At 68.7% G+C, this 12,961-nt stretch carries 13 protein-coding genes; 10 read left to right on the top strand and 3 right to left on the bottom strand.

All coding sequences use genetic code 11. From position 1 onward, the window contains the following. Window positions 1–17: 17 nt before the first annotated feature. Genes ACGFI6_RS23785 through ACGFI6_RS23775 form a run of 3 tightly spaced genes read left to right on the top strand, consistent with a single transcriptional unit; the run spans window position 18 to window position 3,872 of the window. Entirely contained in the window at window positions 18–1,697 is a 1,680-nt protein-coding gene (locus ACGFI6_RS23785; protein ID WP_393121979.1) for an FAD-dependent oxidoreductase, read from the top strand. Further along, on the top strand, window positions 1,694–3,112 hold the full coding sequence (locus ACGFI6_RS23780) for a hypothetical protein (protein WP_393121977.1): 1,419 nt from the start codon (window positions 1,694–1,696) through the stop codon (window positions 3,110–3,112). The genes ACGFI6_RS23785 and ACGFI6_RS23780 overlap by 4 nt, the downstream gene beginning before the upstream one ends. A gap of 19 nt (window positions 3,113–3,131) precedes the next feature. Next, complete coding sequence (locus ACGFI6_RS23775) at window positions 3,132–3,872, top strand: class I SAM-dependent methyltransferase (protein WP_393121975.1); 741 nt, start codon at window positions 3,132–3,134, stop codon at window positions 3,870–3,872. Here ACGFI6_RS23775 and ACGFI6_RS23770 read toward each other — a convergent pair. Then, the gene (locus ACGFI6_RS23770) at window positions 3,837–4,178 is read right to left on the bottom strand and encodes an HIT domain-containing protein (RefSeq protein ID WP_393121973.1); all 342 of its coding nucleotides are present in this window, start codon (window positions 4,176–4,178) and stop codon (window positions 3,837–3,839) included. The genes ACGFI6_RS23775 and ACGFI6_RS23770 overlap by 36 nt on opposite strands. 124 nt (window positions 4,179–4,302) lie before the next feature. Between ACGFI6_RS23770 and ACGFI6_RS23765 the strand changes: the two genes are divergently transcribed. From ACGFI6_RS23765 to ACGFI6_RS23735, 7 genes are all read left to right on the top strand, one after another. Then, a complete protein-coding gene (locus tag ACGFI6_RS23765) occupies window positions 4,303–6,015 on the top strand; it encodes an ABC transporter ATP-binding protein (RefSeq protein ID WP_393121971.1) in 1,713 nt (570 codons plus the stop codon). Continuing rightward, window positions 6,008–7,765, top strand: a complete 1,758-nt coding sequence (locus ACGFI6_RS23760; RefSeq protein WP_393121970.1) for an ABC transporter ATP-binding protein — start codon at window positions 6,008–6,010, stop codon at window positions 7,763–7,765. Before ACGFI6_RS23765 ends, ACGFI6_RS23760 begins: the two co-directional genes overlap by 8 nt. Window positions 7,766–7,774: 9 nt before the next feature. After that, entirely contained in the window at window positions 7,775–9,301 is a 1,527-nt protein-coding gene (locus tag ACGFI6_RS23755) for a serine hydrolase domain-containing protein (RefSeq protein ID WP_393121968.1), read from the top strand. An 82-nt stretch (window positions 9,302–9,383) separates the two neighbouring features. Next, entirely contained in the window at window positions 9,384–9,707 is a 324-nt protein-coding gene (locus ACGFI6_RS23750) for a YciI family protein (protein WP_393122530.1), read from the top strand. Further along, entirely contained in the window at window positions 9,704–10,927 is a 1,224-nt protein-coding gene (locus tag ACGFI6_RS23745) for an RNA polymerase sigma factor (protein WP_393121966.1), read from the top strand. Before ACGFI6_RS23750 ends, ACGFI6_RS23745 begins: the two co-directional genes overlap by 4 nt. Before the next feature lie 63 nt (window positions 10,928–10,990). Beyond that, on the top strand, window positions 10,991–11,419 hold the full coding sequence (locus ACGFI6_RS23740; protein ID WP_393121964.1) for an SRPBCC domain-containing protein: 429 nt from the start codon (window positions 10,991–10,993) through the stop codon (window positions 11,417–11,419). Further along, a complete protein-coding gene (locus ACGFI6_RS23735) occupies window positions 11,412–11,777 on the top strand; it encodes an ArsR/SmtB family transcription factor (protein WP_393121962.1) in 366 nt (121 codons plus the stop codon). Before ACGFI6_RS23740 ends, ACGFI6_RS23735 begins: the two co-directional genes overlap by 8 nt. Here the strand turns inward: ACGFI6_RS23735 and ACGFI6_RS23730 are convergent. Beyond that, window positions 11,734–12,465, bottom strand: a complete 732-nt coding sequence (locus ACGFI6_RS23730) for a DUF3626 domain-containing protein (protein ID WP_393121960.1) — start codon at window positions 12,463–12,465, stop codon at window positions 11,734–11,736. The two genes, ACGFI6_RS23735 and ACGFI6_RS23730, sit on opposite strands and share 44 nt — an antisense overlap. Next, on the bottom strand, window positions 12,465–12,950 hold the full coding sequence (locus ACGFI6_RS23725; RefSeq protein WP_393121958.1) for an NUDIX domain-containing protein: 486 nt from the start codon (window positions 12,948–12,950) through the stop codon (window positions 12,465–12,467). Before ACGFI6_RS23725 ends, ACGFI6_RS23730 begins: the two co-directional genes overlap by 1 nt. Window positions 12,951–12,961: the final 11 nt, after the last annotated feature.

Genomic DNA, 12,961 nt, shown 5'->3' with positions numbered 1-12,961 from the left:
TCTATGGAAGGAAATCTGTGACCTCACCGACGCTTCATGCCGACCTCCTCGTGCTTGGCGGAGGTCTCGGCGGCGTCGCTGCCTGCCTCACCGCAGCGCGGCTCGGGCGCTCCGTGATTCTCGTCGAGCGCTCAGAGTGGCTGGGCGGCCAGCTCACGACGCAGGGAGTGCCTCCGGACGAGCATTCGTGGATCGAGACCGACCTTGCCTCCCGCAGCTACCGCGAACTGCGGGACGCGATCCGCGACCACTATCGCCGCCGCTATCCGCTCCGCGAGCAGTACCGCGAGGTCGAGGCGCTCAATCCCGGTCTGGGCAACGTCTCCCGGCTCTGCCACGAGCCACGCGTCGGTGCCCTGGTGTTGGAGGAGCTCCTCTCCCCCTACCTGGCCTCGGGTCTGGTCACGGTACTGCGTTCGCACACCCTGCGCGCGGTCGAGCGTGACGGTCGGCGCATCACGCACGTCGTCGTACAGGGACCTGCGGGCATCGACGTACGGCTGGAAGGCCGGCTCGTCGCTGATGCGACCGAGGACGGCGAGCCGCTCGTACTGGCCGGTCTCCCGCTCCGAATCGGTGCTGAGGCACGCGCCGAAACCGGCGAACTGCACGCTCCGGCCGACGCGGACCCGCTCAATCATCAGGCGGTCACTTGGTGCTGCGCGGTGGAGTACCGGCCCGGCGAGGACCACACGATCGACCGTCCGGCCGAGTACGACTACTGGCGTACGCAGGTGGCTCCGTTCTGGCCGGGGCCGCAGCTGTCCTGGACCGATGTCGTCCCGCACACGCTGCAGGAACGCACACGCCCACTGTTCGCGCAGTCGCCGGAGCAGGCGGTGTCGCACTGGGCCGACGATCTGTGGCAGTACCGCCGCATTCTGAGTCGTGAGGTCCTCGACGGCGGGTTCACCGGCGGCGAGGTCACGCTCGTCAACTGGCCACAGGTCGACTACTGGGACCTTCCCGTCGTCGTCGACGATCCTGACGCCAAGGAGCGAGCCTTGCAGGGGGCTCGGGCGCTGACCTTGAGCTTCGTGTACTGGATGCAGACCGAGGCGCCCCGGCACGACGGCGGAACCGGCTACCCCGAGCTGCGGCTCCGCGGCGACGTGATGGGGACCGCTGACGGTCTGGCCAAGGAGCCGTACCTGCGCGAGAGCCGCCGGATCGTCCCGCTCTTCACCGTGACCGAGGCGCACATCGGACGCGCGATGCGTGGCGACCGCGCAGGGTCCGAGGTGTTCGCCGACAGCGTCGGGACCGGGTACTACCGCATCGATCTGCATCCGAGTACGGCGGGACGCAGCTACGTCGACATCGATTGCTTCCCGTTCCAGATCCCGCTCGGTGCGCTGATCCCGCAGGACGCGGACAACCTCGTCGCGGCCGCCAAGAACATCGGGACGACGCACATCACCAACGGCGCGTACCGGCTGCACCCCGTCGAATGGTCGATCGGCGAGGCGGTCGGAGCCCTCGCGGACAGCGTCGTTCGTACCGGAGAAACCCCGGACACGATCCGCGAACGGCCCGAGCTGCTCGCCGCTCTGCAGCAGACGCTCCGCGGACTGGGCGTCAATCTCGCCTGGCCCGAGGAGATCCGGACCGGCGGAGCCCAGTTCGACCGCATCCGCAAGCCTGTCGAGGCGAACGATGCCTCGCCCGTGAAGCACCTGACGAAGGAGACGCGATGAGACAGCACAGCCGCCGGTTCGCCGCCGGAGCAGCAGTCGCCGGCGTACTGATGGTGGGCCTCTCCGCCACAGGGTGGCAGCCCGCTTCCGCCGCGGCCTCGGGCGTTCAGGTCACGCCCGGGCCTGCGGATCGGGTCGACCGGCCTTGGCTCGGGTACGGCATCAACTACGAGCCCGAGCCCAACGGCGGGACCAACACCGGCGTGTACACCGATGCCATGGCCGCGCTCGAGGCCGGCCGGATGGACGAGATCCGGCCGCAGGTGGCGAGGGTGACGTGGCTGACGACCGGGTTCGCGCCCGGCAACAAGGTCGGCGAGTACGACTGGAGCAGCAACTGGGCGCAGAACGAGTTCAAGGCGCTGGACTACCTGAAGGCGCGCAACATTCCGGTCATGATCGGGTTCTGGACGACGCCTTGGGATGCGACCGGTCCCGACTACGCGACCGCGGCCGCCGACCTGCTCGAGCATCTGGTCAAGGACAAGGGCTACACGAACATCAAGTGGTGGAACGGCGTCAACGAACCCAACCACCGCGACCCGCGCACGTACGCCCGGTGGCGCGACTCTCAGGTGAACGTCGCCGCCGAACTCAAGCAGCGCGGACTCGACGTCACGACCATCGGCCCAGGCACCCAGGACTTCGGGGCGACGCAGGATTGGCTCGGCGCCGCGTCCACCGAGCTGGCGGGGACCACGTCCGGCTACTCCATCCACTACTACCCGACCGCCGCCGACAGCATCAGTTCCGGACGGGTCGAGCCGGCCATCAAGGACCTCGTGGACAAGGTCGACGCGAACGACCCGGAGCGGAAGCCGTTCTTCGTCGAGGAACTCGGTGACAAGAGCGGGTGGGACCCGGCGACCGACCGGCAGCCGCGGGTCACGACGTACGGGTACGGCCTCGACATGGCCGATCTGGGCATCCAGCTGGGGCGCGCCGGGGTGTCCTCTCCGATGGCTTGGCGGCTGAGCGATGTCGGGAGTCCGAAGTTGTGGGGGATGTGGAACGGTGTCGCGGGCGACGAGGACGTGCGGCCTTGGGCGTACAGCTGGGCGATGCTCTCGCGGGCCTTTCCGGCTGGGAGCCGGCTGTTCGCGCCCGTCCAGCCTGATGGTCTGCGGGTGCTCGCGGCGGAGATCCCGGCCGGTGCCGGGCGAGGGCATGGTGCGCGATCGGATTGGTCGTTTGCGCTGGTCAACAGGTCGGACCAGAGCGTCTCGACCACTGTGCGGGTACCTGGAGTCGGTCGCACTGTCGTGACGACTTACAAGTACAGCGACGGGGACCGGCCGTCGACCGCGGATGGCCTGCCCGTCCCGGAGGCGGTGAAGTCGGACAACTTGAGCCGAGGCGTCGAGGTCGAGGTGCCTGCCGGATCGTTCGTTGTTGTCACGACGCTGGAGCACTGACATCTCGTAGGGTGCGGTGATGCGAGATGAGCGATTGGCTGATGGGTGGGACGTCAACGCCGGGGCGTGGATCCAGTGGACCCGGCGAGGGCTGGACAGTTACAGCTCGCACAAGGTGGCGTTCCTGCCGTTGATCCCGCCACCTGGGCGGCTCACGGTCGACGTCGGTGCGGGCGAGGGCCGGGTCAGTCGTGAGTTGCGGGCACGAGGTCATCGGGTACTGGCGATCGACAGGTCGCCGACGATGACCCGGTCCGCGGCGACGCATCCCGACGTACCGGTGCCGGCTGTCGTCGCGGATGCAGTCAGTCTGCCTTTGCCGGACGCGGTTGCCGACTGCGCGGTGGCGTTCATGTGCTTGCACGACATGGACGACGTCGTCCCGGCGATCCGGGAAGTCGGCAGGATTCTCGTGGACGGCGGGAGATTCGTGATCGCGATCGCGCATCCGCTGAGTTCGGCCGGCCGTTTCGATCAGGACACCACCGACGAGAACCCGCCGTTCGTCATTCGCGATTCCTACACCGCGCCGCGGCACTTCACCACTGTCCGCACCCGCGAGGACCTTTCCATGACGTACCACGGAATTCACCGCCCTCTGCAGACCTACACCGACGCCCTCACCGCCGCCGGCTTCGTCATCGAACAACTCCGAGAACACTCAGCCGAAGACCCCACCAACAAATGGTCCCGAATCCCCTCGTTCCTCCACCTGGTCTGTCGTTCAGGTGCGGGGACCGCTGTGCACGTGGATGTGTAGGTGCTTGGAGTCCTGGTAGTCGCCGAGGTTCGTCAGGACGGCGGCAGCGCCCGTCGTACGCTCCGTCTCCGTCGCGATCGCCTGGACAACCGCGAACAGCCGACGTGCAACCTTCTCGTCGGCCGAGGTCAGTGTGGTGAATGAGGGGATGTGCTGCTTCGGTACGACCACGATGTGGGTCCGCCAGTACGGCCGGGTGTGGTGGAACGCGAGGACCAGGTCGTCCTCGTGCACCACGTCCAGCCGCTCGGGTGCCGGGATCGCCACGTCGCAGTAGAAGTCGTCGCCGCTGTACTGGGAAGCCACCGTCGCAGCCTATCCGCAGCTCCGGCAGCGAATGGGGTGGTTGTGTAGTAGGTTTGTGAAACGGATCACGAGCTGGCGGCCTGGGGGTGGTGGGGTGGCGGGCGTTCGTGGGTGGTTGGACCGGATGGGTGAGACGTGGGCGCCGCCGGGGGCTCGGGATCTGGCGGGGCCGGTTCGGTTCATGTGGTGGCTTACGCGGTCGCAGGGGCGGCGGGTCGCGTTGGGCACTGTGTTCGGGGTGTGCTGGACGGTCGGGCTTGCTGTGCCGCCGTGGGTGTTGTCGCGGGCGGTGGATGACGGACTGGTCGCAAGCGATACGCCGGCGCTGGTCAAGTGGGCTCTCGTACTGCTCGCAGTCAGCGTGCTCAACGCGCTGCTCGGGATTGCCCGGCATCGGACGATGACGAAGATCCGGATGGACGCATCGTTCCGTTCGGTCCGCGCTACGGTCTGGCACACGTCGCGTCTCGGTGCATCGCTGAGTCGGCGGATGAGTGCCGGCGAGGTGGTCACGGTCGGCATCAGCGACGTCTACACGGTCGCACAGGCGCTCACCGTCACCGGTCCCGGCGTCGGGGCAGTCGTCGCGTACGCGGTCATCGCCGTCGTACTGTTCGCCACCTCCCCGTTGCTCGCCGCGGTCATCCTTGCCGGCGTACCACTGCTCGCCCTCGCGGTCGGCCCGTTCCTGCAGCGCATCGAACGCACCGGCGGCACGTACCGCGTGCACCAAGGAAGCCTGACAACCCGCCTCGTCGACGTACTCGCCGGACTTCGCGTCCTCAACGGCCTCGGCGGCAAGACGTTCGTCGCCGAACGCTACGGCGAGGAATCCCAAAGGCTGGTAGGTCACGGCTACCGCGTCGCCGGCCCCGCGAGCTGGGTCGGCGCGCTGTCGACCGGCCTGCCCGCACTGTTCCTCGCCGCGGTCGTCTGGCTGTCCGCGCGGATGGCAGCCACCGGCGACATCACGATCGGCGAACTCGTGGCCGTGTACGGGTACGTCGCCGTGCTGGTCGTCCCCGTGTCCTTCTTCATCGAGGGTGGCGGCGACATCGCCCGCGCCCGCGTCGCCGGTCGGCGCATCATCGATCTCCTCAACCTGCCGCTCCCCCACGACGACACCCGCGCTGCAGCCTCGATCCCGTACGGCAGCGGCCCGTTGATCGATCCGGTATCCGGTGTCGTGGTTCGTCCCGGCCTGCTGACGGCACTGGTCGCGGCCCGCCCCGCGGAGGCGATCGCGGTCGTCGAGCGGCTCGGGCAACTCAGCACCGATGCAGGCGTGACGTGGTCAGGGGTGCGACTCACCGAGGTCACCCGCGAGGACCTCCGGCACCGATTGGTTGTCGCCGACAACGATGCCGAGATCTTCGCCGGCACAATCCGGGACGTCGTCTCCGGACGCCTCGACCCTGACGACGACAAGATCCGTACGGCGCTCCGCATCGCCGTCGCCGATGACGTCGTGGAGGCCTTGCCCGACGGCCTCGACGCGCCTCTCGCCGCGGGCGGTACGGACCTGTCCGGCGGGCAGCGACAGCGCATCCGGCTCGCCCGCGCCGTCTACGCAGCACCCGACGTACTGCTCGCGGTCGACCCGACCTCGGCCCTCGACGCGAACACCGAATCCGCTGTCATCGACCGGATCCGCGCGGCCCGCGAGGACCGCACCACCCTGATCACGACCTCATCGCCACTCGTGCTCGACCGCGCCGACGAGGTGATCGTGCTCGTCGACGGCAAGCTCTCGGCGGCCGGGACGCACACGGACCTCCTGCGCACCGATCCGTACTACCGCGATCTGGTGTCCCGCGCCCAGGACGACGATGAGTAGGCAACTGCCGGTCGCGGAACCGGCCGAGGTGCGGACGGCGGCGTTGCGCGATCTGGGCGCGGACCGTCGCGCCGTCGTCGCGATCGTCGTGGTGAACGGCCTCGCGTCCGCGGCCGGCCTGATCGCTCCGTGGCTGCTCGGCCGGATCATCGACACGATCCGGGCCGGCAACGGCAACGTCCTCGGTACGGTCGATCGGCTCGCGTTCGGGGCGCTGGTGTTCACGATCGTGCAGACGCTGCTGACCTGGTGGGCGCTGACGATCGGCTACCGGTTCGGCGAACGGACGGCGGCGCGGGTCCGGGAACGGTTCCTGCGCCGGACCCTCTCATTGCCGCCGCGCACCGCGGATCATCTCCCTGCGGGCGACCTGATCGCGCGTGGCAGTACTGATGCGTCGCTGGTCGCATCGACGATGCGCTCGGCCGTGCCTGAGGTTCTGGTGGCGATCATCCACGCGCTGTTCCTGATCGTCGCCGTGCTCATCCTTGATCCGCGGCTCGGGTTGTGCGGGCTCGTCTGCCTGATCGGAGTCGGCGTCGCGGTGCGCTGGTACCTGCGGCGCGCCCGTCCGGCGTATCTCGCCGTCGCCGCTACCGGTGCAGACCTGGCCGATGTCGTCGCGAGTACGGCGAAGGGCGCCCGTACGGTCGAGCTGCTCGCGCTGGAGCATCGCCGGACCGAGACGACCGAGGCCGCGATCGCACAAGCGCGGACGGCGCGGCTCGGCGCGTTGTGGCTGCGTACCGTCCTGTTCCCGTGGTCCGAGGTCTCGCTCGCGCTGCCGATGGTGATGGTGCTCCTCGTCGGCGGCGCGCTGTACGCGAACGACCTGGTCAGCCTGGGAGCCGTGGTGACCGCAACGGTGTATCTGCGTCAGCTCATCGGTCCGCTCGACACCTTGATGCTCTGGATCGAGCAGCTGCAGGGCGCCGGTGCTTCGTACGCCCGCGTCGAGGGTCTGGCCGACGTCCAGCAGGACGAGTCCCAAACTGCCCCGCAGGTCCGCGGCGATCGCATCCACGTGAGCAACGCGCACTACAGCTACACAGGCGCCCGCGACGTACTGCGTGGTGTCGAGTTGCAGGTGCAACCTGGGGAGCGGCTGGCGATCGTCGGTACGTCCGGTGCGGGCAAGTCCACGCTCGCACGGCTACTCGCGGGCCTCGACCGTCCGCACACCGGGTCGGTGACGATCGGAGGCACGCCCGTCGCGGATCTGCCGCCCGAGCAGTTGCGCGAGCACGTCGTACTGATCACCCAGGACCAGCACGTCTTCCACGACACGGTGCGCGACAACCTGCGGATCGCCCGGCCGGACGCGACGGACGACGAGCTGTACGCCGCACTGGATTCCGTCGGCGCAGCATGGCGGCACGACCTCCCGGAAGGGCTCGACACCGAGATCGGACCCGACGTGAATCTCGACGACGCGAGCGCGCAGCAACTCTCGCTCGCTCGGGTCGTGCTCGCCGATCCACACACGCTGATCCTCGACGAGGCGACCGCACTCCTGGACCCGAAGACAGCACGCCGTACGGAGCAGTCGCTGGCCGGTGTCCTGCGAGGCCGCACGGTGATCGCGATCGCGCACCGCTTGCAGACGGCGCACGACGCCGACAGGATCGCGGTCATGGAGGCCGGCGAACTCGTCGAGCTCGGCACGCACGACGAACTGGTCAGCGCCGGCGGCGTCTACGGCCGGCTCTGGCGGACCTGGCACGCCGACCCTGAACCTCCGGGGAGGTAGAAGAGGGTCATGAGCGAGCGTGTGGTCGCGGATCTGCAGCAGCGCGTGCCTGGGCTGCTCGAGGAGCATCGGCTGCCGGGGATGGCGATCGGGATTTGTGACGCGGACTCGGTGGTGTGGTCGGCCGGGTTCGGGTCCACGCGTACCGGCGGTCTGCCGATCGAGAGTGGGACGCGGTTCAGCGTCCAGTCGTGTTCCAAGATGTACACGGCGACGGCGGTCCTGCTTGCCGTACAGGAAGGGCTCGTCGAGCTGGACGCGCCGATCCTGCGGTATCTGCCGGAGTTCCGGGTGAACAGCTCGTTCGAGGAACATCCCGAACGCCGGATCACGCTGCGGCACCTCCTCGGTCACACCGCGGGATTCACGCACGAGGCGCCGGTCGGGTCGAATTACCTGGTCGGGAACGAGTCGTTCGAGGCGCATTGCCGGAGCATCTGCGAGACCTGGCTGCGGTTCCCGGTCGGGCATCACTACGAGTATTCGAACCTCGGGATCGATCTGGCCGGATATGTCCTGCAGCGATGCAGCGGAATGCCGTTCCACGAGTTCGTGCGGCGAACGTTGCTGGAGCCGCTCGGGCTGGAACGGACGACCTTCGACGCACGGGTGATCGCCCGCGACGCCGGGCGGGCGATCGGGCATTCGACCGGGTACAAACGGCTGCCGGTGCGGGTGCCGATGGTGGCCGCGGGCGGGCTGTACACAAGCGCGGAGGATGCGTGCCGCTATCTGCGGTTCCATCTCAACGGTGGCGAGTCGCTGCTCTCGTCCGAGTTGCTGGCGGAGATGTATCGGGTGCCCGGGCGCGATGAGGGGTACGGGCTGGGTGTCGCGGTGTGGCGGATGCGGGGCGTTCCGATCCGTGGTCACGGCGGTGGCGGGTTCGGGTTCCTGTCCGACATGTCCTGGGCGCCGGAGGACGGCGTCGGCGTTGTCGTACTGACGAACTCGACTGCACATCAACTGCAGCGGCAGGTCGCGACCGACATCCTGACGGACCTGATCGGGTCCGGGGCGTCGCCCAAGTCGGCACCCGTTGCGGCCCGGCATGGCGCTGCTCCGTCGGCCGCTGTCGATGGTGGTTATGTGGGCGGTGGTGACCAGGTGACGCTCACTGGAGGCTTCCTGATCGCCGGTGAGTCGCGCATGGCGGTCGAGTTCGTCAGCGCGGACGAGTTCACCGCGGACGGCGAGTTGTACCGGTTGCGGGACTTCGACAGTGAGGGCCGTCCGGCGTACCTCGAGTCGGTCAAGGACGGGTCCGTACGGTACCGGAACGACCTGCCCGATCGGGCGCCGGCCGACGTCGACGGACCGTGGAACCAGGACTACGCGATCCACGTCAGCGGCGTCCGCGACGGAACGGCCAGGCTGCGCAAGGAGAACGGCGTCCACCTGTTCGACCACTGGAACGGCAGAACCGTCCGCGTCCGCGAACACCGCCCCGGCCTCTACATCGCGGCGAACGGCGAGACCCTCGACCTCACCCGCACACCCCCGACCTACGCCAACGTCCGCCTCGACGCGCTGTAATTTGGGGGCGCGTGTCGGAATCGGACGGTCCGGGTCGTTGGGTGGGTGTAAGCGGGTTCGGGCGAGTGGACTGGAGCTGATGATGCGGTACTTGGTTTCTGTGATCGACGATGCGACCACGTCGGCGACGGACGAGGAACTGGAAGCGGTCGGGGAGTTCAACGAGCGGCTGCAGGCGGACGGGCACTGGGTGTTCGCAGGCGGGCTCAGCTCCCCCAGCGACGCGACCGTGATCGACGCGCGCGGTGTGGAGCCGATCGTCACCGACGGGCCGTTCGTGGAGGCGAAGGAGTACATGGGCGGGCTCTGGGTGCTCGAGGCACCGGATCTGGACGTGGCGCTCAAGCTGGCGTCCGGTGCGTCCAAGGTGTGCAACCGGCGGCTCGAGGTGCGGCCGTTTCTGTGACTGCCGTCGAGGAAGCGATCACCCGGGCCCATCGCGACGAATGGGCGCGGGTCGTCGCCTCGTTGGCGAAACGGTTCGGCGACCTCGACATCGCCGAGGAGTCGGCCGCGGAGGCGTACGCGACGGCGGTCGAACGCTGGCCCGCGGACGGCGTACCGCCGAACCCCGGCGCCTGGCTGACCACCACCGCGAACCGCAAGGCGATCGACCGGATCCGCCGCGAGAACAAGCGTGACGACAAGCAGAAGGAGGCTCAGATGTCGTACGACGACCAGCCCGAGCCTCTCGGTGTGATCGACGACGAGCGGCTGCGGCTGATCTTCACGTGCTGCCACCCGGCGCTCGCGATGGAGACCCGGGTCGCGCTGACGCTGCGGATGGTCGGCGGACTGACCGTGCCGGAGATCGCCCGCGCCTTCCTGGTCCAGGAGACCGCGATGGGCCAGCGGATCACGCGGGCGAAGGCGAAGATCAAGGCCGCGCGGATCCCGTACCGGGTCCCGGCCGCGGAGGATCTGCCGAGCCGCGTCTCCGGCGTGCTCGCGGTGCTGTTCCTGGTGTTCAACGAGGGGTACCTGGCGACCAGCGCCGACACCGACCCGGTGCGGCACGAGCTGACCGCCGAGGCGATCCGCCTCGCCCGCCTGATCCGCGCGCTGCTCCCGGCCGACGGCGAGGTTGCCGGTCTGCTCGCGCTGATGCTGCTCACCGAGGCGCGTCGTACGGCACGGGTGTCGCAGAGCGGCGAGCTCGTCGCTCTCGACCAGCAGGACCGTGGCGCCTGGGACCCGACGATGATTGCCGAAGGCCACGACCTGGTCCGTGAGCGGCTCGCGACCCGGCGACCGCCCGGCCGGTACCAGATCCTCGCCGCGATCAACGCCGTGCACACCTCGGCGCGCGACGTCCGCGACACCGACTGGTCGCAGGTGGTCGCGCTGTACGACCAGTTGGCCCGCATCGACCACTCCCCGATCGTCGCGCTGAACCGGGCGATCGCGGTCGCCGAGCTGGACGGTCCGGAGGTCGCGCTGGCGATCATCGACGGTCTCGACGACAAGCTGTCCGCGTATCACGCCTACCACGCGACCCGCGCCGACCTGCTGCGCCGGCTCGGCCGCAGCCGGGAGTCACGCGCGGCCTACGACGCGGCGATCGAGCACGCCGCGAACACCGCCGAGATCGCCTACCTCACCCGTCGCCGCGACCAGTTGGCGTGAAGGGGTTGCACCTAGACGTCTTACCATGAGGTAATGCATTACCAAATGGTAAGGAGTTTGATCATGCCTGAAGTGACCCGCCGGATCACGATCGCCCGCCCACCGAGCGTCGTGTGGCACCAGTTCGGGACGCAGGACGCACTGCGCCGCTGGCTCTCGTCGACGCTGACGATCGAACTGAAGGAGGGCGGCCGGTACCGGATGCTCGGCGCGGACGGCGTCACCTGGATCAGCGGTGTCGTACTCGAGCTCGTACCGGAAGGGCGCCTCGTACTGTCCTGGATGGAAGAGGACGCGGGGTGGGAGCATCCTGGGCGGCTGCTGATCGAGTTGCGCGCGACCGGAGACGGTACAGAGGTGTCGCTGACGCACGACGGCTTTGCCGGCATCGGTACGTCGACGTGGCAGCGGACCCGGGATGCGTACGAGCGAGGCGCCGCCAAGCATCAGGTGCTCGAGCGGCTCGCGGACGTGGTGAACGGTGTTGGCTGACGAGTCCGCCACGGACCCGTTCCGGGCGATCGCGGACCCGACGCGGCGGCGGATGCTGGAGTTGCTGATGGAACGCGGCAGCCTCACGGTCGGCGAGCTCGCGGCCGAGTTCCCTGAGCTGGTGACATCGGGGATCTCCAAGCACCTGATGACCCTGCGCGCGGCCGGCCTCGTCGTGGCGGTGAAGGCCGGCCGCCACCAGCACTACCGCATCGACGACGACGGCCTGGACGGCGCTTTCGGCTCGTGGGTTGCCCAGTACGAGGCGTACTGGACGAACGCACTCGACAAGCTGCGGCAGCTGTCCGAGGAGGCTAGCGACGACCGAAGCGGGCCAGGGAGTGCCATACGTACTTGATCTCCTGCGGCGGATAACGGCGGGCTGCCTCGCCGAGGGCGTACGGGGTCAGCTCGCTCGCAATGCGCCGCGCTAGGGCAACAGTCTCGGCGCCTCGGTAGGCCGGGTCCAGGTCGGCCGACGTCGCGCGGAACCCTCGGTGGTATTCGATCGGGCAGCCGAGCCGACCGGCCGCTGCCTCGACGGTTGTGCCGGCGAAGGACGGGTCGAGGACGAGCGCGTCGACATCGCCGGCGAACGTGACCGGACCGTGGATGTGGGCCTCGACGTAGTCGTCGAGCGGGTCGAGCTCCGCCACATCGGCCAGGCGGCAGAGATGTGGCAGGGCGCCCCGGTCACCGAAGTCGGCCGGGTCGCGGGCAGAGTCGGGGAAGCAGAACGTGGACCGTTCGATCGCCTCAGGTTTCAGTCGCAGGTACGAAGACCCGAAGCGGATCGCGCCGCCGTAGACGTCCGCGTGCCGGTTCCAGACGCCGTAGATCGGGCGGGCCGTGGCAGGTTGCGTGTCGTACCGGCCGGAGAACAGCCGGCTCTCCCATCGCCATCGATCCCCACCTGGGAACGCCGTCAATCCACCGTTGGAGATGCCGGTGGTGAACTGCGACCGGTAAGCCCCGTCCCCCGCCATCGACTCGATCACCGTCTGTTCGGCGGCCGGCCAGTTCGGATGGAATTGGACAGTGATCACTAGATCGTCCCCGCCGGACGCCCGTTGGCGTCGACGGCGATCAAGCGGAGCTCGCGGTCGTGGCGGCCGGTTGTGAGCCAGTGCGTGAAGGCGATCTTCGCGGTCGGCGGCATGTCCAGCCCGGTTGCATCGGCGGAGAGGTCGAACCAGTCGAGATCGCCCTCGGCGCATTGCGCTGGAATCGGTGCGCCGGCGGCGAGTTCGGCGGTGAAGTAGTAGGTCGTGCGGATCTCGGTACCGGTGTCGCGGACGGCGACGTACCGCAGGGCGAGGTCGGCGAGTTGCCCGGCAGTAACGCCGATCTCCTCGTGCAGTTCACGCAGCGCTGCTGCGGTCGGATCGGCGAGTTCGTGAGGCTCGAAGTGGCCGCCGATCCCGACCCACGAGTCTGCGATCGCGCGGGAGCCACGGCGGTAGAGCAGGAGCACACGTTCGTCGCGGACGAGGAAGAGCGAGGTCAGGTGGCGGGCCGTGCGGAGGGTCATTGTCGGACAGT

Origin of the sequence: Kribbella sp. NPDC048928 (assembly GCF_043197975.1) — a bacterium.
Lineage (GTDB): Bacteria > Actinomycetota > Actinomycetes > Propionibacteriales > Kribbellaceae > Kribbella.
This window is presented reverse-complemented; position numbering and strand designations above follow the sequence as displayed.